The organism is Mesorhizobium sp. B2-4-12 (genome assembly GCF_006441575.1).
Taxonomy (GTDB): Bacteria; Pseudomonadota; Alphaproteobacteria; order Rhizobiales; family Rhizobiaceae; genus Mesorhizobium.
Window position 1 is genome coordinate 1 of record NZ_VFVC01000045.1, and the last position, 24,660, is coordinate 24,660.

The 24,660-nt window shown below is 64.6% G+C and carries 17 protein-coding genes; 6 read left to right on the forward strand and 11 right to left on the reverse strand.

What is annotated here, in order from left to right:
• Positions 1 to 204 precede the first annotated feature (204 nt).
• From FJ934_RS22465 to FJ934_RS22500, 6 genes are all read right to left on the reverse strand, one after another.
• Positions 205 to 1,206, reverse strand: a complete 1,002-nt coding sequence (locus FJ934_RS22465; RefSeq protein ID WP_140612548.1) for an ABC transporter ATP-binding protein — start codon at positions 1,204 to 1,206, stop codon at positions 205 to 207.
• A 70-nt stretch (positions 1,207 to 1,276) separates the two neighbouring features.
• The gene (locus FJ934_RS22470) at positions 1,277 to 2,338 is read right to left on the reverse strand and encodes a Gfo/Idh/MocA family oxidoreductase (RefSeq protein ID WP_140612550.1); all 1,062 of its coding nucleotides are present in this window, start codon (positions 2,336 to 2,338) and stop codon (positions 1,277 to 1,279) included.
• A gap of 247 nt (positions 2,339 to 2,585) precedes the next feature.
• The gene (locus FJ934_RS22475; RefSeq protein WP_140612552.1) at positions 2,586 to 3,425 is read right to left on the reverse strand and encodes a carbohydrate ABC transporter permease; all 840 of its coding nucleotides are present in this window, start codon (positions 3,423 to 3,425) and stop codon (positions 2,586 to 2,588) included.
• Between the two features lie 227 nt (positions 3,426 to 3,652).
• Entirely contained in the window at positions 3,653 to 4,582 is a 930-nt protein-coding gene (locus tag FJ934_RS22485; RefSeq protein WP_140612555.1) for a sugar ABC transporter permease, read from the reverse strand.
• Between the two features lie 351 nt (positions 4,583 to 4,933).
• On the reverse strand, positions 4,934 to 6,193 hold the full coding sequence (locus tag FJ934_RS22495; RefSeq protein WP_140612559.1) for an ABC transporter substrate-binding protein: 1,260 nt from the start codon (positions 6,191 to 6,193) through the stop codon (positions 4,934 to 4,936).
• A gap of 47 nt (positions 6,194 to 6,240) precedes the next feature.
• Entirely contained in the window at positions 6,241 to 7,155 is a 915-nt protein-coding gene (locus FJ934_RS22500; RefSeq protein WP_140612561.1) for an N-acetylmuramic acid 6-phosphate etherase, read from the reverse strand.
• A 199-nt stretch (positions 7,156 to 7,354) separates the two neighbouring features.
• Between FJ934_RS22500 and FJ934_RS22505 the strand changes: the two genes are divergently transcribed.
• From FJ934_RS22505 to FJ934_RS22530, 6 genes are all read left to right on the forward strand, one after another.
• On the forward strand, positions 7,355 to 8,236 hold the full coding sequence (locus tag FJ934_RS22505; RefSeq protein ID WP_140612563.1) for an N-acetylglucosamine kinase: 882 nt from the start codon (positions 7,355 to 7,357) through the stop codon (positions 8,234 to 8,236).
• A complete protein-coding gene (locus tag FJ934_RS22510) occupies positions 8,233 to 9,015 on the forward strand; it encodes a GntR family transcriptional regulator (protein ID WP_140612565.1) in 783 nt (260 codons plus the stop codon). The genes FJ934_RS22505 and FJ934_RS22510 overlap by 4 nt, the downstream gene beginning before the upstream one ends.
• The gene (locus tag FJ934_RS22515; protein WP_140612567.1) at positions 9,012 to 10,046 is read left to right on the forward strand and encodes an SIS domain-containing protein; all 1,035 of its coding nucleotides are present in this window, start codon (positions 9,012 to 9,014) and stop codon (positions 10,044 to 10,046) included. The genes FJ934_RS22510 and FJ934_RS22515 overlap by 4 nt, the downstream gene beginning before the upstream one ends.
• The gene (gene nagA, locus FJ934_RS22520) at positions 10,043 to 11,215 is read left to right on the forward strand and encodes an N-acetylglucosamine-6-phosphate deacetylase (RefSeq protein WP_140612569.1); all 1,173 of its coding nucleotides are present in this window, start codon (positions 10,043 to 10,045) and stop codon (positions 11,213 to 11,215) included. The genes FJ934_RS22515 and nagA overlap by 4 nt, the downstream gene beginning before the upstream one ends.
• A gap of 10 nt (positions 11,216 to 11,225) precedes the next feature.
• Entirely contained in the window at positions 11,226 to 12,338 is a 1,113-nt protein-coding gene (locus tag FJ934_RS22525; protein ID WP_140612571.1) for an NAD(P)/FAD-dependent oxidoreductase, read from the forward strand.
• Between the two features lie 73 nt (positions 12,339 to 12,411).
• Complete coding sequence (locus tag FJ934_RS22530; RefSeq protein WP_140612628.1) at positions 12,412 to 14,487, forward strand: ABC transporter ATP-binding protein/permease; 2,076 nt, start codon at positions 12,412 to 12,414, stop codon at positions 14,485 to 14,487.
• A gap of 70 nt (positions 14,488 to 14,557) precedes the next feature.
• Here the strand turns inward: FJ934_RS22530 and FJ934_RS22535 are convergent, their stop codons facing one another.
• The 5 genes from FJ934_RS22535 to FJ934_RS22555 all read right to left on the reverse strand — a co-directional run bounded on the left by FJ934_RS22535 (position 14,558) and on the right by FJ934_RS22555 (position 24,225).
• The gene (locus FJ934_RS22535) at positions 14,558 to 16,072 is read right to left on the reverse strand and encodes a malonyl-CoA synthase (RefSeq protein WP_140612573.1); all 1,515 of its coding nucleotides are present in this window, start codon (positions 16,070 to 16,072) and stop codon (positions 14,558 to 14,560) included.
• 178 nt (positions 16,073 to 16,250) lie between these two features.
• Positions 16,251 to 16,994 carry a GntR family transcriptional regulator gene (locus FJ934_RS22540; protein ID WP_140612575.1) on the reverse strand — a complete coding sequence of 248 codons (744 nt, stop codon included), beginning with the start codon at positions 16,992 to 16,994 and terminating at the stop codon, positions 16,251 to 16,253.
• Between the two features lie 491 nt (positions 16,995 to 17,485).
• On the reverse strand, positions 17,486 to 18,163 hold the full coding sequence (rpe, locus tag FJ934_RS22545) for a ribulose-phosphate 3-epimerase (RefSeq protein ID WP_140612577.1): 678 nt from the start codon (positions 18,161 to 18,163) through the stop codon (positions 17,486 to 17,488).
• Between the two features lie 202 nt (positions 18,164 to 18,365).
• Positions 18,366 to 22,232, reverse strand: coding sequence for a hypothetical protein (locus FJ934_RS22550; protein ID WP_140612579.1), 3,867 nt, complete (start codon positions 22,230 to 22,232; stop codon positions 18,366 to 18,368).
• Between the two features lie 10 nt (positions 22,233 to 22,242).
• Entirely contained in the window at positions 22,243 to 24,225 is a 1,983-nt protein-coding gene (locus FJ934_RS22555; RefSeq protein WP_140612581.1) for a hypothetical protein, read from the reverse strand.
• Positions 24,226 to 24,660 lie beyond the last annotated feature (435 nt).

Consider the following 24,660-nt stretch of genomic DNA (forward strand, 5'->3'; position numbering starts at 1 on the left):
CGGTCCTCCCGGCGGACAAGAAAACCGTTACCCATGCAATCGGTCCATCCTGTTACCTATCTATCCGGTTCGGACACACCCTTACCCTCTCCCCGTGAAGAACGGGGAGAGGGGGACGCCAGCGTTGCGGCCATTCCTTCTCCCCGTCACTATACGGGGAGAAGGTGCCGGCAGGCGGATGAGGGGCAGCGCCGGCCTCTCCAGTTATTGCTTGATTGTCTTCCCATCCGCTCCAAACCGATAGGTCTTGGCCGGATCCGGCGTCGCATAGAGGGTGGCGCCCGGTTCGGCGTCGTAGACACCGAATATCCGCACGGTGATCAGGCCGGCCTTTTCGCAATCGAGATAAAGATTGGTGTCGGCGCCGAGATGCTCGGCGTGCACAACCGTTCCCTTCCAGGCGCCTGATTTCGGATCGACCGTCAGATGTTCCGGCCGCACGCCGATGGTCTTGGCCGTCTCGCCAAGGCGGGCGCCGTCGATGAAGTTCATCTTCGGTGAGCCGATGAAGCCGGCGACGAACTCGTTTGCCGGCGAATTGTAGAGCTCCATCGGGCCACCGATCTGCTCGATCCGGCCCGCATTGAGCACCACGATCTTGTCGGCCAGCGTCATTGCTTCGACCTGATCGTGGGTGACGTAGATCATCGTCGCCTTCAGCCGGCGGTGCAGCTGCGCAATTTCCAGCCGGGTGTTGACGCGCAGGGCCGCGTCGAGGTTCGACAAGGGCTCATCGAACAGGAACAGCTTGGGCTCGCGCACCACGGCGCGGCCGATGGCGACACGCTGGCGCTGGCCGCCGGACAGTTCGGCCGGCCGCCTTTCGAGATACGGTTCCAGCGACAACATGGAGGAGGCGATGCCGATGCGGCGGTCGATCTCGGCGGCCGGCGTGCTCGCCTGCTTGAGCCCAAGGCCCATATTGTTCTTCACCGTCAGATGCGGATAGAGCGCATAGGTCTGGAACACCATGGCGATGCCGCGTTTCGCTGGCGGCGTGACGGAGACGTCCTCGCCATCGATCAGCACGCGGCCCGAGGTCGAATCCTCCAGGCCTGCAATGACCCGTAGCAAGGTCGACTTGCCGCAGCCGGAGGGACCGACGAAGACGACGAATTCGCCGTCCGTCACTTCCAGATCGATGCCTTTCAGCACCTCGACCGGCCCGAAGGCCTTCTTCACATTCTCGATCTTCAGCGAGCCCACGGCGATCCTCCAAATTCGTAAGCAGGCGCCAAGGCGCCGTAGAGGGCGACCCCTGCCGATAACTCCCTTGTCACAGACGCACCGCCTTCCCGCTGCGCACGCTCTCGTCGGCGGCAAGGCAGACGGCGAGCGACTTGACCGCGTCGTCCATATGGCGGGTCAGGTCCAAATCTTCGCGGATCGCCTTCAACACGAAGGCCTGTTCGAGATCGCAGAGATCCTGATGACCGGGCTCGCCCGCCATCGACAACATCTCGTCCGGCCTGGCGAATTTACCGTCCGCGCCGATCGCCGCGCTGTGCAGGCGTATGGTGGAGGTCTTGGTGTGAGTGTCTATGTCGTCGGACTTCACGCCCTCCTTCATGACGATCGAGACGCAGCCGTTCGGCGAGATGACATCCTTCACGAAGAAGGCCGTTTCCGAAATCATCGGACCCCAGCCGGCTTCGTACCAGCCGACGGACCCGTCGTCGAACAGCACCTGCAGATGGCCGTAATTGTACATCGACGGCGCGACCTCTTGCGTCAGCCGCACGCCCATGCCGCGCACCTCGACCGGTTTCGCGTCGGTGATCTGCAGCATCACGTCGAGATAGTGGACGCCGCAGTCGACGATCGGCGAGGTCGTCTGCATCAATTGCTTGTGCGTCTCCCAGGTGGCGCCTGAGGATTGCTGGTTGAGGTTCATGCGGAAGACGTAAGGGCCGCCGAGCTTGCGCGCTTCGGCGATCAGCCTGATCCAGGAGGGGTGATGGCGCAGGATGTAGCCGATCACCAGTTTTTTGCCGTTGGCCTTGGCCGCCGCGACGACGCGCTCGGCGTCGGCCACCGTCGTTGCCAGCGGCTTTTCGACGAAGACATGGCAGCCGGCCTCGAACGCCTTCACCGCATAGTCGGCATGGCTGTCCGAATAGGTGGCGATGCAGGCGACGTCAGGCTTCTCGTCACGCAACACGTCATCGAAGGACCGCCTAATGCCATAGCCCGACAGCCCGTCCGGCAGCGGCACGTCGGAGCGGTTGATCAGCGCCGCGATCTCAAAGCCGGGATTGGTGTGGTAGGCGAATGCGTGGCTGCGGCCCATATTGCCGAGGCCGGCGACGACAACGCGAAGGGGTGGTTTATCGCTCACCTGACTGCTCCAGACATTCCATGTTTTCTTGATAGGGTGTCACCCCACCCGGCGCTGCGCGCCGACCTCCCCATCAAGGAGAGGTAGGGCGTCGGCGTGAAAATCCCTGCCGAAGAAGCAACTCGGAAATGAGAGCCCAGGCGGCCGAGAATGAAGCGACGACCTTCTACCTCTCCTTGATGGGGAGGTCGGCGCGCAGCGCCGGGTGGGGTGAAGCGCAGCCGTACGGACAACTGGCGGTCCCCGCTCACTTGACCGCCCCCGACGTAATGCCGCGGATCAGCTGCCGCGAGAAGATGACGTAGAGGACCAGCACCGGCAGGATCGCCAGCGACAGCGCGGCCAGGATGGCGTTCCAGTTGGTGACGAACTGGCCGAGGAAAAGCTGGGCGCCGAGCGTGACCGTCTTGGTCTCTTCCGATGGCGCCAGGATCAGGGGAAACCACAGATCGTTCCAGATCGGGATCATGGTGAAGACGGCGACGGTCGCCATCGATGGCCGCACCAGCGGCACCACCAGGCGAAAGAAGATGGTGTATTCCGACAGCCCGTCGATGCGGCCGGCATTCTTCAGATCGTCCGACACCTGCTTCATGAATTCCGACAGGATGAAGACCGCCAGCGGCAACCCTTGCGCGGTATAGACCAGGATCAGCGCCGTCAGCGTGTTGACCAGTCCGCTCGCCACCATCAATTGCAGAATGGCGACGGTGGCAAGGCGGATCGGGATCATGATGCCCAGCGCCAGGTAGAGTCCCATCAGCGTGTTGCCGCGAAAGCGGTATTCCGACAGCGCAAACGCGGCCATGGCGCCGAACAGCAGCACGAAGAACAGCGAGCCGACGGTGACGACGAAGCTGTTCTGGAAATAGTGGATGAAATCGCCCTGGCCGATCACCGTGGTGTAGCCGATCAGGTCGAAGGTTTTCGGCGTCGGCGGCGTCAGCGGCGCGCCGAAGATGCCGGCGCGCGACTTGAACGAATTCATGATGACCAGGATCACCGGAAACAACGCGATCGCCGTGTAGGTCAACAGGATCGCATGGGCGCCGATGGTGCGGGGCAGCGAACGGGTGGCGATGCTCATTGGACGGCCTCCTGACGAGCCGCAATTGCAAGGAACGGCGCCAAGGCACCCCCCTCTGTCCTGCCGGACATCTCCCCCTCAGGGGGGGAGATCAGCAGCGTCGATGTCGCTGCCTTTTTTGCAACGCTGAAAATTTGCGAAACCGGCGATGACGTCCAATCTCTCCCCTTGAGGGGGAGATGGCCGGCAGGCCAGAGGGGGGTGCCTTGGCTCGACATATCCATCCCTCAGAACTGGTAGCGACGCAGGCGCGTCTGGATGAGGAACAGATAGACGCAGACACCGCCGAGGATGATCAGGAACATGATGGTGGCGATTGTCGCGCCCATGTTGGGATCGCCGACCTGCAGCTGGAAGCCGAAAAAGGCGCGGTAGAGGAAGGTGCCGAGAATATCGGTCGAATAGTTCGGTCCGGCTAACGCCCCTTGCGCGGTGTAGATCAGGTCGAAGGCGTTGAAATTGCCGACGAAGGTCAGAATAGAGATGATGCCGATGGACGGCAGGATCAGCGGCAGCTTGATCTTCCAGAACTGCGACATACCGGTGATCCCATCGCATTCGGCGGCCTCGAGCACCTCGTCGGGGATCGACAGCAGGGCGGCGTAGATCAGCATCATGGGGATGCCGATGAACTGCCACACCGAAACCAGGCTGAGCGCGGTCAGCGCGTATTGCTCCTTGCCGAGCCAGGGTGTGAACAGGCTTTTCAGCCCGACGAAATCCATGAGATGCGGCGCCACACCCCAGAGCGGCGACAGAATGAGCTTCCAGGCAAAGCCGACAATGACGAAGGACAGGATTGTCGGCACGAAGATCGCCGTGCGGTAGAAGGCCGAGAACCTGAGCCTTGGGCTGGACAGGAGCGCGGCCAGCAGCACGCCGATCGGGTTCTGCACCAGCATGTGGATGATGAAGAACCAGACATTGTTCCTCAGCGCGTTCCAGAAATTGACCGACCAGTTGGGGTCGCCGAACAGCGTGCGGAAATTGTCCAGTCCGACGAAGACCTGGTGCTGCTCGATATTACGGAACAGCGACAGCTGCAGCGTGCCGGCGAGCGGCAGGATCATGATCGCCGTATAGACGAGCACGGCCGGCGCCAGGAAGACGGCGATGTGCCAGCGAAACGGTCTTTTGGGTCGTATTTCCGCGGCCATGAGTTCGGTCCCCGCCGATCAAGGTCTAGAGCGGTTCGGCGTTCGATAGAATCGTCGACCCGCTCTAACTCTTTTGTTCTTACGCAATCCCGGACGGAAAACTGCTACGCACTTTTCCTGGAATTGCTCTAGGCAATACGTTCGACGGCAGCGCTGCCCCTCACCCTTACCCTCTCCCCGTAAAGGACGGGAGAGGGGGTCGCCAGCGCTGCGGCTCGTCCCTTCTCCCCGTCACTATACGGGGAGAAGGTGCCGGCAGGCGGATGAGGGGCGGCGCCGTCGTTCGTGGTCGATGCTATCGGAAGAGGCAGGGCCGCCCAGTTGGAACGACCCTGCTCCGTGCCTGAGCTCTTACTTCGCTGGATGATACCAGCTGTCGAGGCCGGTCTGCAGCTTCTTGGCCGCGGCTTCGGGCGTATCGGTGCCGTTGATGACGTTGGCCGATTCAACCCAGGTCTCGTTCTCGAGGTTCGGCGTGCCGCGCGACAGGATCTGGTAGGTCGAGCGGATGGTCGACTTGCACTTGCCGCGCCAGGAGACGAATTCCTGCGCCAGCGGATCCTGCATCTTCACCGGCGAGGAGTTCAGGCTGAAGAAGCCCGGCAGCGAGTTGGCGTAGATGGTGGCGAAATCCGGCGAGGCCACCCAGGACAGGAAGGTCTTGGCCGCGTCCGCGTGCTTGGATGCCGCATTCAGGCCCATGCCGATATCGGTGTGGTCCGAGATGTAGCAGGTGTCGCCAGCCTTCTCGACCGGCGGCGGGAAGGCGCCCATCTTGAACTGGGCCTGGGTGTTGAACAGGCCGATCTCCCACGAGCCGGCCGGGTAGATGGCGGCGCGGCCGAGCGTGAACAGGTTCTGGCTGTCCGGATAGGTCTGCGCCTCGAAGCCGTCGCCCAGATACGGCTTCCACTTGGCCAGTTCCTCATAGGGCGCGACCCAGTCCTTGTCGGTCAGCTTCTGCGTGCCCTTGATGAGCGCCGCGCGGCCCTCCTCGCCCTTCCAGTAGTTGGGGCCGATATTCTGATAGCCCATGGTCGCGGCTTCCCAGAGGTCCTTGGTGCCCATCGCCATCGGGATGTAGGTGCCGTCGGCCTTGATCTTGTCGAGCGCGGCGAAGAACTCGTCACGGGTCGTCGGCACCTTGATGCCGAGCTTGTCGAAGGCGTCCTTGTTGTAGATGAAGCCGTGGATCACGGATGCCATCGGTACGCAGAAGCTCGACTTGCCGTCATCCGTCTGCCAGGCGGACTTGGCGACGGGGGAGAAATTGTCCATGCCGGGCAACGAGGACAGGTCGGCGAGATTGCCCTTCTTGAACAGTTCGAGCGACTTGTCGAACGGGCGGCAGGTGATCAGGTCGCCCGCCGAGCCGGCGGCGAGCTTGGCGCCGAGGGCGGCGTCATATTCTGTCGGCGCCGATGGCGCGAACACCACCTTGATGCCGGGGTTCTTGGCTTCGAAGGCCGGGATCAGCTTGTCCTTCCAGATGGACAGATCGTCGCCGCGCCAGCTTTCGATGTTGAGCGTTACGTCCTCGGCGTGAGCCAACCCGGCCGAGCCGATAATGCTGGTGCCCAGAAGCAGTGCCGTCAATAGTTTCGTTGTCATGCTCAGTCTCCCTGTTGACCTTTTTCAGGTTCGGTTTTGATGAGAACCTAGGCTTTGGAGCCCTTGTTCCCCTCGATCGCGGAAAGGGCTGGCCGCAGCTTCTGGCCGGTCCCCTCCAGTATCTTCTGCGCTGCGTCGGCGCTGTCGGCACCGGCGGCGAGCAGAATGGCTGTCTTGACGGCGCCGCCGCTCCTTTCGAGCAGCCGGGCCGCTTCGTCCCTGTCGCGCCCGCTGACCGCGGCGACGATGCGCGTGGCGCGGTCGCGCAGCTTGATGTTGTCGGCCGTGAGATTGACCATGTAACCGTCATGGACGTGGCCGAGATGGACGGCGGTCAAGGTCGACAGCATGTTGAGCGCGATCTTCTGCGCGGTGCCAGCACCCATGCGCGTCGAGCCGGCGATCACCTCAGGCGGCGTTTCGAGCAGGATGGCGGTTTCGGCCTGGCGAAGCAGGGCTGAATCCCTGTTGTTGGCGATGCCGATGGTCGCCGCACCCCGGCGGGCGGCTTCCTCGATGGCCCGCACCGCGTAGGGCGTCGCGCCGCTGGCGGAAAGGGCGATCAGGCAGTCACCCGTGCCGATGCCGGCATTGGCGACGGCCGTCGCGGCCTCCTCGGTATCATCCTCGGGCCCGCCGGCCAGCGTCCTGAAAGCCTCTTCGCCGCCGGCCACCAGGATGGCGATGCGGTCGCGCTGAATGCCGAAGGTGCCGGGCAGTTCCAGTGCGTCGGCCAGCGCCATCAGGCCCGAACTGCCGGCCGCGGCATAAGCGAGCTTGCCGCCGCCGCTCAACCGGCCAGCGATGATCTCGGCCGCCTTGGCGATGGCGGGAATGGCGTTGCGGACGGCCTTCGCGGCTTCGACCTGCGCATCCGCCAGCGAAACAAGGATGGCTTCGGGGGCCTGGATATCCAGTCCCTCGGCATTCCTGTGCAGCGCCTCGGTGCGCGTTTCGGCCATCCCTGCTCCTCCAATGGGAGAAACAATACCAAAAAAATACCACTTGTCCACATGCATTAGTGGCTTCGCGGCCAGGAATTCGATGAGCCGGCGAAATACGTGGGTTTTTCAACGAGATACGCCTTAATCTTTTTGAAACGGAAATTAATCCTTGGCTATTGGTATTTTATTGGTATTATCCGCCCGGAGGAGAAATCGCGTGAATTTCGTGCTCGGTATCGATGGCGGCGGCACCAGCTGCAGGGCCGCCCTTGCAACGGCGGACGGCACCGTCGTCGGCCGCGCCAAAAGCGGCGCCGCCAACATCCGCACCGACCTCACCGGCGCCCGTTCGAACATCGTCGAGGCCGCGCGGCAGGCATTCATCGCCGCCGGCCAGAATCCGGACCTGATCCCTCAGACGCCAGCCATTCTCGGTCTTGCCGGCGCCAATGTCGGCACCTACCGGCAACAGCTCGAAGCGATCCTGCCGTTCAGCACCAACCGCGTCGAGACCGACGCGGAGATCGCGCTGGAAGGCGCTGTCGGTTCTGGCGACGGCGCGATGGCGATCCTCGGCACCGGCACCGCCTACATGGCGCGCAGGAACGGCAGATCGCGCGCCGTCGGCGGCTGGGGCTTCCAGGTCGGCGACCAGGGCAGCGGCGCCCGCATCGGCCGCGACCTCCTGGAACAGACGCTGCTGGCCCATGACGGGGTGCGCGCGCGTTCGCCGCTGACCGACGCCATGATGGCCATCTTCCGCGACAATCCCGAAGACGTCGTCGAATTCACAACCAATGCCAAGCCGGGCGATTTCGGCGGCTTCGCGCCCAAGGTGTTCGAGCACGCCGAGAAAGGCGACGCCGTCGCCAACTGGATCGTCGACAAGGCGGTCGGCGATGTCGAGGCTTCGCTCGGCGCGCTCGGCCTTTCGGACGACGCGCCGCTCTGCCTGCTTGGCGGGCTGGCGCCGCTCTACGCGCCGCGCCTGTCGGCGCGCTACAAGGCGCTGCTGAGAGAGCCGCTCGATGACGCGCTGGGCGGTGCGGTGCAGATGGCGGCCCGGCTTTTCGCGGGACACGCGGAGGCGGCTCGATGAACGACGCCGCGGACCAGATCTTCGCCGCGCTGAAACAATCGTCGCAAAGCGGCGCGCCGCTCTACCTGCAGCTCAGGAAAAGCATCGAGGACGCCGTCAACCGCGGCCTGATCGGGCCGGGCGACGCGCTGCCTTCGGAGCGCGATATCGCCACCAAGGCAGACATTTCCCGCGTCACCGTGCGCAAAGCGGTGCAGGACCTGGTCAAGGGCGGCATCCTGGTCCAGCGCCACGGTTCCGGCACTTTCGTGGCGCCGCGCATGGAGCGCGTCGAGCAGTCGCTGTCGCGGCTGACCTCCTTTACCGAAGACATGGCGCGGCGCGGCATGGCCGTGCGTTCGGCATGGCTCGACCGTGGCCTTTACGCGCCCTCGCCCGACGAGATGATGGTGCTCGGCCTGTCGTCGAGCGAATTGGTGGCGCGCGTGGCGCGCCTGCGCATCGCCAACGACACGCCGCTGGCGATCGAACGCGCCTCGCTGTCGGCCAGCGTGCTGCCCGACCCGGCGGGGATAGGCTCCTCGCTCTATGCGGCACTGGAATTGACCGGCAACCGGCCGGTGCGGGCGGTGCAGCGCATCTCGGCCGCCAACCTTGGCGACGGCGACGCGCGGCTGCTGGAAGTGCCGCCCGGTATTGCCGGCCTGCATATTGAGCGTATTTCCTATCTGGCGAGCGGCAAGGTCATCGAATTCACCCGCTCCATCTACCGGGGCGACGCCTATGATTTCGTCGCCGAACTGCGGCTGACAGGGCCGAGCGAAGAGGGCCGACCATGATTTCCAAACCCACACATATGCAGCGCGAAATCGAGGAGATCCCGCAAGCCGTCGCCCGCCTGCTCGATGGCTCCGGCGCGGTGCTCGCCGAAGCTGGGCGCGGGATCAGGGAACGCGACCCGCAGTTCGTCGTCACCGTGGCGCGCGGTTCGTCCGACCATGCCGCCACTTTCATGAAATATGCCGTCGAACTGACCGCGGGCCTTGCCGTCGCCTCGGTCGGCCCCTCGATCGCTTCGATCTATGGCCGCAAGCTGCGTCTCGGCGGCTCCGCATGCCTGGCGATCTCGCAGTCGGGCAAGAGCCCCGATATCGTCGCCATGGCCGAAACCGCGCGGGCCGGCGGCGCGCTGACCATTGCCGTCACCAACACCGCCGAGTCGCCGCTGGCGCGCGCCTCGGACTATGCGATCGACATACTGGCGGGGCCCGAGCGCAGCGTCGCGGCAACCAAGACCTTCGTCAATTCCGCCGTCGCCGGTCTTGGTCTGATGGCGTATTCCACCGGCGACGAAGCGCTTCTCAAGGCGCTTGCCCGCTTGCCAGACCATTTCCGCGAAGCGATCGCCTGCGACTGGATGACGGTGCTTGCGGAAACGATCGAGAAGCAGAAATCGCTGTTCATCCTCGGCCGCGGCCCGTCCGCGGCAATGGCCAACGAGGCGGCGCTGAAATTCAAGGAGACCTGCGGCATGCACGCCGAGGCCTATAGCGCGGCCGAAGTCATGCATGGCCCGCTGGCGCTGATCGGTCCCGACTTTCCGGTGCTGGCGCTTGCCGCGCGCGATGCGTCCGAGCCGTCCATCGCCGAAGCCGCCGATGGCCTGGCGGCCAAGGGCGCGCCGGTGTTCGTCACCTCCGCGCTTGCCAAGCGCGCCACGGGCCTGCCGCATGTCGCAACCGGTCACCCGCTGACCGATCCGCTGACGCTGATCGTCTCCTTCTACGTGTTCGTCGAGGCTTTCGCCCGTCATCGCGGCCTCGATCCGGACACGCCGCGCAACCTTCGCAAGGTGACGGAGACCGTATGAGCGACCGTTTTGCCCTGACCGGCGCCCGCATTTTCGATGGCGACGACTGGCACGAAGACGCGGCGCTTGTCGTGCGCGACGGTCTTGTCGAATCCATCCTGCGCCAAGGCGCCCTGTCCGCCGATATCCGCACCATCGACGCTGGCGGCGGCATGCTGGTGCCGGGCTTTGTCGACATCCAGGTCAATGGCGGCGGTGGCGTCATGCTCAACGACCACCCCGATGTGGCCTCGATCGAAACCATCTGCCGGGCGCACGCGCCGTTCGGCACGACAGCGCTGCTGCCGACCCTGATCACCGACACGCCAGCAATCACCGCCGCCGCGATTGCCGCCGGCGAAGCAGCCGCGCGACAAAAAGTGCCGGGCTTCCTCGGGTTGCATCTCGAAGGGCCGCATCTGTCGATCGCCCGCAAGGGCGCGCATGATCCGGCGCTGATCCGGCCGATGACCGACGCCGATCAGGCAATACTGATCGCGGCGCGGCAGAAGCTGCCGGTGCTGCTCACCACGGTCGCGCCGGAATCCGTCGACCCGGCCCGCGTCACGGCATTGGCCGGGGCAGGCGTCATCGTCAGCCTCGGCCATTCCGACACCGGTTATGCCACCGCGAAAGCCTTTGCCGAAGCCGGCGCCAGCGTGGTCACCCATCTGTTCAACGCGATGAGCCAGATCGGCAACCGCGAGCCCGGCCTGGCGGGCGCGGCCATCGACATCGACACATTGTCCGCCGGGCTGATCGCCGACGGCATCCATGTCCATCCCGCGACCATCAGGATCGCGCTCGATGCCAAGCAGGGGCCGGGCAGAATCGTGCTGGTCACCGACGCGATGGCGACGATCGGCACTGATATGACCTCGTTCACGCTCAATGGCCGGACCATCTACCGCAAGGACGGCAGCCTGCGGCTCGCCGACGGGACGCTGGCGGGCGCGGATCTCGACATGATCTCGGCCGTGCGGTTCATGCACGGCGTCGTCGGCGTCGAGCTCGCGCAAGCCTTGCGCATGGCGTCGCTCTACCCGGCGCAGGCGATCGGCCAGTCGCATCGGCTTGGCCGCCTTGCCAACGGCACGGCGGCGGATATCGTTGCTCTGTCGGACGATCTTAACATAGGAAGCGTCTGGATCGGCGGCGACAAGGTGTTCGAGGCCGGCGCTTCCCGCTGAAGGCGAGGCCATGCAGACAATCGATTGTGTCGTCGCCGGAGCAGGCGTGGTCGGGCTTGCCATCGCCAGGGCGCTCGCCTTGTCGGGCCGCGAGGTGGTGGTGGTCGAGCAGGCCGATGCGATCGGCACCGTGACCAGTTCGCGCAATTCCGAAGTCATTCATGCCGGGCTTTATTATGCGCCGGGAAGCCTGAAGGCCCGACTCTGCGTCGAAGGACGCCGGCGGCTCTACGCCTACTGCGCCGAGCACAACATCGCCCATGCCCGCCCCGGCAAGCTGATCGTCGCCAACGAGCCTAGCCAGACGGAAGGGTTGCGGGCGATCCAGGACAATGCGCGGCGCTGCGGGGTGGACGATCTCGAGTTTTTGACGCGCGACGAGGCCGAAAGCCTGGAGCCGGCGCTGACATGCGCCGGCGCGCTGCTGTCGCCATCGACAGGCATTGTCGACAGCCACGCGCTGATGCTGTCGCTGCGCGGCGACGCCGAAGCGGCCGGCGCATCCTTCGCCTTCCTGACCGCTGTCGCCGGAGCCACGATCGAAACCGATGGGATCCGGATCGACACGCGCGATGCCAATGGCGAGACCTTCGCCTTGAAGGCCGATGCCTTCATCAATGCCGCGGGCCTCGATGCGCAGGCCGTGGCCGGCCGGATCGACGGTTTTCCGAGGGATCTCATCCCCCGGCAGTGGCTGGCGCGCGGGAATTATTTCGCCCTTCCGGGCCGGTCGCCCTTTTCGCGGCTGATCTATCCGGTTCCGGTCGAAGGTGGCCTTGGCGTCCATCTGACCCTCGATCTCGGCGGCAGTGCGCGCTTCGGACCCGACGTCGAGTGGATCGACCATGTGGATTACACGGTCGATCCAGGCCGAAGCGCCGTCTTCTACGAGGCCATCCGGCGCTATTGGCCCGCCCTTGGCGATGGTGCGCTGCAGCCGGCCTATGCCGGCATCAGGCCGAAGCTGTCGGGCCCCGGTCAACCCGCCGCCGACTTCGTGATGCAGGGACCGTCCGATCATCGCGCGGGCCGGCTCGTCAATCTGTTCGGCATAGAGAGCCCCGGCCTGACGGCAAGCCTGGCGATCGCCGACCATGTCGCCGGGCTGCTGTACCGGGAATGACAGGCGGTGTCGGGATTTGTCATCTCGAACAAACGGCATGAAACCTTTTGATTTCGAGGTCGTTGTCGGGCGTATGTCCGAGGCGAGACCCAAATCCGAACCGGCCGATGGCATCAAACCGCGCGGCGCCTTGAAGCCGGGTCGGGGAAAGCCACGACGCCAAAAGCCGCGTGACGACAAGACGCGCGAAGAGAAGCCGCGCGAAAAAGAGCCACGTGACAAGAAGGTGCCTACCGCCGAAGCGGCGTCCGAGGTTGTCGGCGTCGCCGCGCCCCCACCGCCGGATGCCGTCGAACCCGATCCGGAACTGACGCCCGAGGAGGCGGCTCAGGCGCGCAAGAAATACCTGCTAAGGCGTTTCTGGATCAGCGGGCGCGGCTATTGGGGACGGCATGGCGACAGGCTCGCCTGGCCGCTGACGATCGGGCTGCTGGTCCTGATCGGCACCAATGTCGGCTTCCAATACGGGATCAATGTCTGGAACCGCGCCATCTTCGACGCCATCGAGCAGCGCCAGGCCCGTACGGTGTACTTTCTCAGCGCCATTTTCCTGCCGCTCGTGGCCGGCAGCATCGGCCTTGTCGTCGCGCAGGTCTACCTGCGCATGACGATGCAGCGCCGCTGGCGCTCCTGGCTGACCACCTCGGTCATCGCGCGCTGGCTGGATCACGGCCGCTACTACCAGCTCAACCTCGTCAAGGGCGACCACCAGAACCCCGAGGCCCGCCTGTCGGAGGATCTGCGCGTCGCAACCGAGTCGCCCGTCGATTTCGTCGCCGGGGTCACTTCCGCCTTCCTGTCAGCCTCGACCTTCATCGTGGTGCTGTGGAGGATCGGCGGGGCGCTGAGTTTTCCGCTCGGCGGCTCGACCATCACCGTGCCCGGCTTCCTCGTCATCACCGCCGTGGTTTACGCAGCGATCACCTCCACCTCGATGTTCATCATCGGCCGCAATTTCGTGCGGCTTTCGGAGGACAAGAACCAGGCCGAAGCCGAATTCCGCTATGTGCTGACGCGTGTGCGCGAGAACGGCGAGAGCATCGCCTTGCTGGGAGGCGAGGAAGAGGAGAACAGCGGCATAGACAAGACTTTCGCCGGCGTGCTGAAGCGATGGGCGCGGCTGACCGGCCAGCATATGCGCACCGCACTGGTCTCGCAGGGCTCGAGCCTGTTCGCCCCTGTCGTGCCGGTGCTGCTGTGCGCGCCAAAATTCCTCGAAGGCTCAATGTCGCTCGGGCAGGTGATGCAGGCGGCTTCCGCCTTCGCCATCGTGCAGGGCGCCTTTGGATGGCTGGTCGACAACTACCCGCGACTTGCCGACTGGAATGCCTCGGCCCACCGCATCGCCTCGCTGATGATGTCGCTCGACGGGCTCGAGCGCGCCGAGCAGAACGATAAATTGGGGCGCATCAAGCACGGCAACACCAAGGGCGATGCGATGCTCAGCCTCGACAATCTCTGCGTGACGCTCGACGATGGCACCTCGGTGGTCAAAGAAACCGAAGTGGTGGTCGAACCGGGCGAGCGGGTGCTGGTGTCCGGCGAATCCGGCTCGGGCAAGTCGACGCTGGTGCGGGCGATCGCCGGCCTGTGGCCATGGGGCAGCGGCAGCGTCAATTTCCACCCCGACCGGCGGCTGTTCATGCTGCCGCAGCGCCCCTACATCCCGACCGGTACGCTGCGCCGCGCGGTCGCCTATCCCGCCGCCGCCGACAACTGGGCGGCAAAGCAGATCAAGGCCGCCCTCGACAAGGTTGGCCTGGGCTACCTTGCCGAACGGCTCGAAGAAGAAGCCCCATGGGACCAGACCCTGTCTGGCGGTGAAAGGCAGCGGGTCGCCTTCGCGCGCCTCTTGCTGCACAGGCCCGATATCGTCGTGCTGGACGAGGCGACCTCGGCGCTGGACGAAAAGAGCCAGGACCAGATGATGAAGACGGTGATCCACGAATTGCCCGATGTCACCATCATCAGCGTGGCGCACCGCGCCGAGCTCGAAGCCTTCCACACCCGCAAGATCACCCTGGAACGGCGAAAGGACGGCGCAAAACTGGTCAGCGACATCGACCTTGCGCCGCGCAATCGCAAACGCAGCCTGTTCCAGCGTGCCTTGTGGGGTTCCGGTGCTCGGAACCACAAGCCACAGAAGTAGGTGGCGCCGTCGGAGAGCAATTCCAGGAAAGTGTGAGGCGGGTTTCGTCCAGAATTGCGTCAACCACTCCCTAGCATGCGTAGAGATCCCTATAGGCGTCGCGTAAAAGATTCTTTTGTACCTTGCCCATCGTATTGCGCGGCAATTCGTCGACGAAGATCACCCGCTTCGGGTGCTTGTATTTTGCCAGGCGCCCGGCGATGGCGCCAAGGATTTCGGCCCCGGTGATCCGCGACCCCGGCGTCCGGACCACGACCGCGGTGACAGCTTCGCCGAAGTCGGGATGGGCAACGCCGATGACCGCGCTTTCCGCGACCCCGTCGAGCGCGTCGATCTCGCTCTCAAGTTCCTTCGGGTAGATGTTGTAGCCGCCTGAAATGATCAGGTCCTTGCCGCGGCCGACAATGTGGACATAGCCGTCGGCATCGACCATGCCGAGATCGCCGGTGATGAAGAAACCGTCGGCGCGGAATTCCGCCTTGGTCTTTTCCGGCATGCGCCAGTAGCCGGAAAACACGTTCGGACCCTTCACCTCGATCATGCCGACCTCGCCCTGGGCAAGCGGCCTGGCGGTGTCGGGATCGGCTATACGAAGCGCGATGCCAGGCAAGGGGAAGCCGACCGTGCCGGCGCGCCGTTCGCCGTCGTAAGGGTTGGAGGTGTTCATGTTGGTCTCGGTCATGCCGTAACGCTCGAGGATGGCGTGGCCGGTGCGCTCGCGCCAGGCCCTGTGCGTCTCGGCCAGCAACGGCGCCGAGCCGGACACGAACAGGCGGATATTCTTCGCTGCCTGGCGGTCCAGCCGGTCCTGCTGCAGCAGCCTGGTGTAGAAGGTCGGCACGCCCATCAGCGCCGTGGCGCGCGGCAGCAGCGAGACGATGCGGGCCGGATCGAATTTCTGTTCGAACAGCATCGAGGCGCCGGCCATCAGGATGACGTTGGTGGCGACGAACAGGCCGTGGGTATGGAAGATCGGCAGCGCGTGGATCAGCACATCGCCTGATGTGAACCGCCATTGCTCGACCAGCACCCGTGCGTTCGAGGCGAGATTCCCGTGGCTGAGCATGGCGCCTTTCGAACGGCCGGTCGTTCCGGATGTGTAGAGGATCGCCGCGAGATCGTCCTTGCCGCGCTCGACGTCATGGAAATCGGTCGATTGCCGCGATGCCTGGTCCGTCAGCGATCCCTGGCCGTTGCGGTCGAGCGTGACGACGACGGCACCGGATGGCTCAACCATGCGCGCTATGTCAGCCGATTTCGCCGGATCGCAGACAATGACCCGCGGCGCGGCATCCTCGAAGAAATAGCCGAGCTCGGTCAGCGTGTAGGCAGTGTTGAGCGGCAGGAAGACCGCTCCGGCGCGCACACAGGCGAGATAAAGCAGCACCGCCTCCGGGCTCTTCTCGACCTGCACGGCGACGTGGTCGCCGGGCTCGACATCCAGTTGCAGGAGCGCATGCGCGAGCTGTGCCGACCGCGCCAGCATGTCGCCATAGGTCAGCGATCGCCCATCGTCGGTTTCCATCAACAAACGATCGGGCGCCGGCATCCGGGACCGGAACGCATCGAACAGATGATTGCTCATGAAGTCTTCCTGCAGCGAGGGCAATGGCGCCTGGCATCCCCATGGGAAAGCATGCGCCGGCGGCAAAGAGTTCGCGTTTCCCGGCCATGCCGTCAAGACCGCAAACGCGGGTCCAGCAAACTGGATCGCGGCAAAGGTCGCGGGCGGTGAGCAGTGAGACGCCGAAAGAACCCGGCCGCTACCGTCGGGTGCTTTGGGTCGGGGTGGCGGCCTTTGAATCCCCGGCTTGCTTGAAGCGTTCCATGCACAGGGCCGTGGTCAGCTGGTAGTGATCGATCAGGGCCTGAACGGCACCGTCGGCATTGCCGTCCAGTGCGCATTCGGCGATCAGCCGGTGTTCGGCGAAGTCGTCGCGCTGAACGCCCTCGCCACCATTGGCCATTTGCCGATAGCGGTAGGCGTGATCGGAAAGCTGATCGCAGAAGCTCACCAGCCAGTGCGACCGGCAGGCCGAGATCAGCACCCGATGGAAGGTTCGGTGCAACTTCTCCCAATCCGGATCGAGCGAGGAGAGATTTTGCGGCGAAAGACGCGACGCCCGCCCCAGGCGATGCAGCGCCAGCACCAGCTGCTCTTCCCATTCGGCGGTGCGATGGGCAATGGATTCACGAAGCGCGCGTTCCTCGAGCCAGCAGCGGGTGCGCGTCAGCTCCTCGAGCTCCGCCGCGCTGATCGGCATGATGAAGAAACCGCGCTGGTCATGGCGGCCGAGCAGCCCTTCGGAGGCAAGGCGATTTAGGGCCTCACGGACCGGAGAGGCACCGGCACCATATTTGGAAACAACCCACTCGACCCGTAGCTTGCTTTCGGTTTCCAGGTTGCCGGCGAGAAGATCGTCACGAAGTTGATGATAGACCGTGCTGGCAAGCGTGCTCTTGGATCCTGTGCTGTCGTCGTGCAGATTGGCAGCGCCGTATGTCAAAAGCGACTCCCTGTCCCCCAACTCTTGTCTTGGGCAATTCGAGTCCGAAAAACATTTCCCCTTCCGTACATGTACCACATAGCGCCGGCCTCTGGGCGCTCAAGCAGAGGATGGCGCCATTGTACTTAAGAACGAAGAAATATGCCCCCGACCGCCGCTGATCACGCGAATTTGTGCGGCTCTGCAACCAGTATGCATGCGGAATCATCTGTTGCTTGTGTGCCCATGCGATCATCTTTTCTGCCGCGCGCAAAGGACATCGACAATGTAGCCGAATCCGGCCTCCCGTCCGGCCCAGTGATTCGGCAGCAGGCCCTCGACCCATCGTGCCCCGCGCGCGAGCCCTTGGCGCCGGTTCCGCGTCTGACGGAACGCGTCAACCCGTTCGAAGCCTTGTTGCCGCGCAATTCCGGACGGAAAACCGCCATGCATTTTTCCTGGAATTGCCTTCGCCGGCCTGCCGGAATGGAAACGGCGCAACCCGTGACGTGTCAGCCGGCGGCTTTGTCGGCCGCTGTCCTGATCGCCTCGATATTGGCGCGATAGGCTTCGACGCTGCCGCCCTTGAAGACGGCGGCGCCGGCGACCAGCACGTCGGCGCCGGCGGCGGTGACCAAGGGAGCCGTTTCCGGCGAAACGCCGCCGTCGATCTCGATGCGGATCGGTCGATCGCCGATCAGCGCCTTGACCCGTCTCACCTTCTCGACGATCCCTGGGATGAAGGCCTGGCCGCCGAAGCCCGGATTGACAGTCATGATCAGGATCAGGTCGAGCCGGTCGAGTACATATTCGACAGCACTTTCCGGCGTTGCCGGATTGAGCGACACACCGGCCTTCTTGCCGAGGTTCCTGATGGTCTGCAACGAGCGGTCGAGATGCGGCCCGGCCTCGGCATGCACCGTCATGCCGTCACAGCCGGCCTCGGCGAAGGCGGCGAGATAGGGATCGGCCGGTGCGATCATCAGGTGGCAGTCGAAGAAGGCCTTGGTGCGGTTGCGGATCGCCTTGATCACCGGCGGGCCGAAGGTGATGTTGGGGACAAAATGGCCGTCCATGACATCGAGATGGATCCAGTCGGCGCCGGCCGCCGCCACGGCCTCGACCTCGTCACCGAGCTTGGAGAAATCCGATGCCAGCACCGAGGGTGCGATCAGGGTTTTTTTGCTCATCTCGCGGCCTTTCCGGGCGCCCTTTTCATCCGGTCGCTCCGAAACGACTGCCTAAAGCGCTCCAGGTGACTTGTCGAGGGCGCAAGCACAGCAGGCCACAGGCCAAAGGGCGGTCTTCCAGCCATTTTTCGCCCCCATGGGTCATAACGAAAGAAACCCGCCAGATTGCTCGGGCGGGTTTCTGGTCTGTGCCGCGCAGCGGTTACTGCTGCTGGAGTTTCAGGATCCTGTTTGGAGCAGGATCCTGTTGCTGGTCGGTCTGCAGGCCGCGCCTCGGCAGGACCTGCTGCAGCAGGAGGCCCGGGTTGAGCTCCAGGGGAGCCTGCTCACGTATGGGCCGGCAGTTCGGATACCGCCCGATAGTGCCTTCCGGGCAACGCCGCCTGATGATCGGCTGGCACTGGCCATTGATCATCTGCGAGCCCGGGGCGCATTCCACCTGCTGCCTGCGGCATGCGCCATTGATCACCTCGCTCCCGCGCGGGCAGACACACTCGCCGCGCTTGTTGTGGACCTGGCCGCGTATATCGCACTGCTCCAGTTGCGGCTGCTTGCGCCGGCAGGCATTGCCTTGCACCTCGGTACCCCGCGGGCAGACGCAATTGCCGTCGGCGTCGTGGACCTGACCACGGATCGTGCACTGGTCGGGCTCCGGCCGAACGGGGCGGCAGGCTCCGTTGCGCAGCTCGGTCCCTTGCGGACAAACACAATCGCCATCGGCATTGCGTGTCTGGCCGGGGATGCGGCACTGCTGCGGCTTCGGCCGAACCGGACGGCAGGCGCCGCTACGCACCTCGGTTCCTTGCGGACAGATGCAATCGCCATCGGCGTCGTGGATCTGGCCACGGATGGTGCATTGCTCAGGCCTCGGCCTGTCGCGGACGCAGGCATTTGCCTTCCTGTCGAGATGCGTGCCATCGGGGCAGGAGCAGCCATTGCCGTCCGAGGCCGGCACGGAACCGGGTATCGTGCAGTCCGGCCTGCTTGTCTTGACGCAGACGGCATTCTCCAGCTCCGTGCCGCGCGGACAGACGCAGCGTCCGTCCCCGGTGCGGATCTGGCCTTCGAGCAGCACGCAGCGTGGCGGCGGAGGCACGGGAAGCGGCAGGAGCTTGGTGCCGCCGCCGGCGCACTGGCCGTTGCGGAAGGTGGTGCCTTCGGGGCAGACGCACCTGCCGGCATTGTTCATGACAAAGCCTGGCGAGCACTGGTTCTTCACCTCATGGGCGATGGTGAAGGGGTGGCACGCATAGGCTTTGCCGCGATCGCCTTGCAGGTTGGCCTGGTCGCCGGACAGCACGTCACCGCCGCCCTGCACCCGTGTGTCGGGGGAGAGAACGCCGACGCAGTTCTGGCCGTTGACGTTACCCTGCAGAGTGGCCAGACGCCCATCATCGGGAATGATCACGGTGACATGATGCGACTGGCTTTCGCCGGCGCCGAGCGTCAGGTTCGTTATGCAGGACGCGGGCAAGGTTGCCGGTTCGGGCGAGCAGCCGAAGGGCGGGTCGATCGAAGTGATCGCAACGCCTTCCAGCCGGCCAAGCCCTTCCACGCCGATCGCATCGCCGATGCGGACCGGACCCGAGAAGGGGCTCGTCCCATCGTTCGATATGGTGATGTCGAACGAGCAGGGCTGGCCGGGCCGGCACTCGCGGTCGCCGGTCTTTTCGACACGGATGGTCGAAGCGCCGCCGCCCTTGGCGCAGGCCTGGCCGATCGGATAGACGACGTCGTCGCCCTGCGCCGGACCGTAGGAGCCGCGCGCGCAGTTCTCGAATTCGCCATTGGCCGAAACCGTCACGTCGAAGTGCCTGGAGGTTCCGGGCGTCATGACGGCACCGGGAAGCTGGCACGACAGCGTGTTGGCCGGCACCGGACCGCACGCCCATTCCGCGCCGTCTGATGTGACGGTCTGGATTTGGACCGGCGCTCCGCCGGATACCAATGTAGCGGCGTCGTTGACCCGCACCGGACCGGTGGGGGCAGCCGTGCCGGCATTGGTGACGGTGATGCGGCAGGAGACGACTGCTGCGCCGGCCAACGAGCCGCTGCACACCTTGGTGATGCGCAGGCCAGGCTGGCCAGCGTTGGGATGGCGGGTGCGTTCCTTGGCGCAAGCCTTGTTGTTGGTGAGATCGGCCTCGCCGGGGATAGGCTTAACTTCGGCGCAGTTCTCGACCATGTCCGACCGGTAGCTGGCCGGCACCACCGCCTTGACGACGATCGGCGTCGAGGCGCCTGGAGGCAGCGAGATGCCGGGATTGTCGCAGCGGAACTGGCCAGGACCATTCGGACCGCAAGTCCAGGGCGGGCTCGGGCCGAAGGTCGAGGATGTAGGCGCGCCGTCGGGGTAATTGTCGATCACCGTCAGCGGCCCGTTATAGGTAGCGGAGCCATTGTTGATGATGTCGATGACGAAGCTGCAGACGCCATCGGCGGTGCAGATTTCGGAGCGGGCACGCTTCTTCAGGATCAGGTCGACCTTCTTCTCGACCGGCGGCTGGCAATCGCGGTCACGATCGCCACGGCGGCAGATCGGGATAGAAGCGCAGCCGCGGTCGTTGGCCTGGCTGCCGAACAGCGGCTTGCCGCTGGCCGCGTAGTTGTAGGCCGCGCAGTTGCGCAGGACGCTGCCTTGCCAGCCCGCGGCCGGCTTGAAGCCGAGCGTGAGGTCGACAAAAGCGCCCGGATTGAGCGTGGTCACCGGATAGGTGCACGTCATCGGAGTGGCGCCGGGCACGCAGACCCAGGGCGGATTGGGCCCTGAACTCAGCGTCGAGCCGGCCGGCAGCGTCACCTCGTCGAGCACGATCTTGCCGTTATAGGGCGCGGTGCCGACATTGGTGACCCGGATGGTGAAATCGCAGCCGCCGGCCATCGTGCAGCGCGGAACATCGGCATGTTTTTCCACCTTGAGGTCCGGCTCCTTGTCCCGTGGCGGGCATTTGAGATCGGGCGGAATGACGATGTCGATCGTTTGCGTGCAGCAGAGCCCCCAGCCCTCCTTCGGCCCGGCATAGGTGTTGATGCCGGTGACGATGATGTGGATGGTCTCGCCGGGTAAGGCGCCGACGATCTTCCAGTTAAGCACGCCGCCGCCCGCCGGCACCTGCTGGGTGTCGGGGATGATGGCGATGCCTGGCGTCGTCGTCGAAAGCTGTATCCACTTGCCGCCCATCTCGGAGCCGACCGGCATGTGGTAGATGAAGGCGCCGCCGCCGGGCACGCAGTCGACCGTGCCGCGCTCGACCTTGAAGCATTCATGATCGGTCGGGGGTGGAGGCGGCGGTTCGCATTTGGTGACGTCGATGCGGACAGAGGTCTTTTCGCCGGTCAGTAGGTTGCCGTCATCCGGCTTTCCCGGATCCTGCGACGGGATGGTGGTGCCCGGGCCGGTTCCGTTCGTGACCTTGATCAGGCCCTGATTGTCGACCACGGTTGGCGCGGGGAACGCCGCATGGTCGATCTTGGCCGTGATCCTGAAGGTGATGACGCGTTCGTTCAGCGCGCCCGAGCCATCGAGATCGGAAGCCGAAATCCGGAAATCGGAAACCGTTGCCGTATCGTTGGGACCGGCCGAATTGCTGATGACGGCACCCGGCAAGGGCCCGCCGGAGGCGTCCGTGCCATCGCCGGCGACCTGCACGTCGACGATCGAGAGGCCATGCGGAAGCTGGTCCTTGAATTCGAGTTTTGCCGCCTTCAACGCGGCCGCGAGGCGCGGGTTGGCAAAGCTCTGGGGATCGCCGCGCAGACCGAAGGTCAAGGTGTAGAAGACGTAGTCGCAGCTGCGTTGACCGCCCGTCTTGGTGAAGAAGGGCACCACGCGTCCGGGTTCAGGATTGATGATGCGCGGGTTGTCGAACTGCAGCGGCTGGACATCCGGGCTGGCGGCCTGGACGCCCTGGGCGGCGACAGCCGGCAGTGCGGGCGCGAGAGCGACCGCGATACCGGCCGCCATCAGCCAGCGCGCACCGCGCCTGGCATATGACAGGGGTTTCATGATCGTCTCCATGACAGTGTTTTGAGGATTCGCCGCGAGCGGGGAAGGAGCAAGAATGGTCATCTTTCCCTCCTCAACGTTCGCAGCTGATGGCTGGCGTGCGCAGCGGCAAGGTCATCTTGCAGCAAGGGTAGTAGCCACCCTTGTCCTTGTCGGACTTCCTGTAGAAACACAGCCCGACATCGACCCTGTCGCCCGGACTGTGGCCGGTGATGTCGATCGTGTACGGCCTGCCTGGCGCATGCGATATGGGTGTGGTCACCCCGACGCCTGGCGTCCTGGATTGGACCTTGATCGAATCGCCGCCGAAGCCGGCGTGGTCATGGAGATAGAGATCGGCCTCAAGGCCTGAAGGCGTGCAGAAATACTGCACATCGTCGACATCGAGACAGGGAGGCAGATTGCCGGGCGGTGGGAAGTCCGGCGGGTAGAAGGGGGGCAGATAGCCGCCCGGGATTTCTTCATAATAGCCGGCGCGGCCCTCGCAGGGATGCCAGATGGCGACGTCGCCGACATGGCCTTCCATTTCGGGATCCTCGAAATAGCCGTCGAAGTCGACGAACCAGGAGCCGAAGGGCGGCACATTCGCCGGCTTGACCAGGTCCTTGGGCGTGATCTGCACGCCATGCACAGGAAGCGGCCCGCCGGCGGCGAGTTGCCCGGCGAGTGCTGGATTGTCACGCAATCTGTCGCCGGTGTTGACCAGCGTCTGCGTGCAGACCGAGGTGTCGAGATTGCCGTCGGCGTCATAGCCATACTGCAGGTCGAGCCCGCCAGCCGATTGCCGATTGGCCTGCGGGAAGCCGACGGCATATTCCTGCGGCACGTGTACCCAGGCCGATTCCGTCGCCGGATCGTCGGGATTTTCGCGCCAGTAGCGGATCGCCTCGCCCTTGCCGGAATCGGCGAAGCGGCTGTAATCATAACGGTTTTCGACCGGGCCGCGCTGAGCGAGATACATGAAGCCGCTGTTGTCGAAGGCGATGTCGGTGACGGCATAGTCCTTGTCGGCCTTGACCGTCAGTTCCCAGCGCGGGTCGTCGGCGAAGGTGCCGTCGCGGGCAATGCCCACCGACCAGATCTCGGCCTTTTCGCCGACCGAATAGTAGAGCCGGCCGCCATGATAGGAGACGGCCCAGACGCGGCGCCCGTCCTGTGTGTAGCCCCAGGTCTCGGGGTCTTCGGTGTCAAAGGCCGCGCCCTGTATGTCCATCACCGCGCCATCGTCGGCGACCGGAGCCAGACCATGCGCCGGGCGACCGGCGACGCCATGGTCGAACGTGTCGATCAGCTTGCCATTGGCGTCGATGCGATGGATCAGGCCGGTATCGAGGTCCGAAGCGAAGAACTGACGGTGATTGGGATCGAAGGTGAGGTTGCCGATACCGGGACCGCTGTTGGTGTCGATCTCGGCGAATTTGGAGACCTGGCCGGTGATGCCGTCGATCTTCCAGATGGTGCCCGGTCCGCCACCGTTTTCGGTGCCGAACTGGCCGTCCATGAAAGTGGCGCCGGCCTTGCCGCGGCGCTGCCGCTCCGGCCTGCCGTCCTTGTCGGCGTCCGGCGTGACGATCGCGACGCCTTGCAGCGAGGTGGCGGCGGCGTAGAGGTTGGGAATGCCCGACGGAACGCCATCGCGCATACCGTCGTCGTAGGTGAGGCCGAACACCTGGCCGATCTGGCCCGCTGTCACCTCGAAAGGCGGCGGCGTGAAGACGAGCTGACCGGAAGCCGGCCCGCCAAGATGGGAGACGTCGAACACGCGCAAGGTGGCTTGGGTGGTGTCGATGAAGGTTTCATCCACGGGATCGACGCCGGGCGGCAAGCCCCCGCTTTCGGAATCGGGAGAGTCGAGATTGGGGATGATGGTGCCGGAAAATCCGGTGACCGCCATCGAGCCGGGATAAATGATCCGGGTCTGGCTGTCCTGCGCCTGGGCGCCGCCAAGCCACAGGCTGGCGGTGAATGCCAGCGCCAGCAATCCGCCGCCAACACGCGCCGCACCGCGCACGCCGCTGTTCAGAGAGGACACGAGCGTGCCGCGGACGCGAGACATGGCGCTACCCCCGTTAGCCACGGGAGAAACATCCGGCGTTGCCGCGCAAACCAGGGCAAGGCGCGGCGTTCCGGCACGTTCTTCCCTGATCAAATTGTCTGCTTTCCTCATTTCCACGATACGCCTGCTCCCGTGCAGGGTCAACGGAATCAGCCGAAAGCCCAGCGCGTCGACCCCGTCCCGAAGGCGGTGGCCGCGCCGAGTTCCTGTTGTTCCCGGAGACCTTGGAGCCTCTGGATTGCTGGTCATTGGGCTTCCTTTCCGAGCCGCGCCATGCGGCACCTGGACGTCAGTCGCAGGCCGGAGTGGAAAGGTTCATGGAAGGCTTGCGCAGAATGCTTGCGCCCGATGCTGGCTGTTCTTATATACGCGCCAAGCCGTCCGGCGCCGGAATACCGGTTGCCGAACGGGATTTCTTTTGAACAGGGGCTTTCG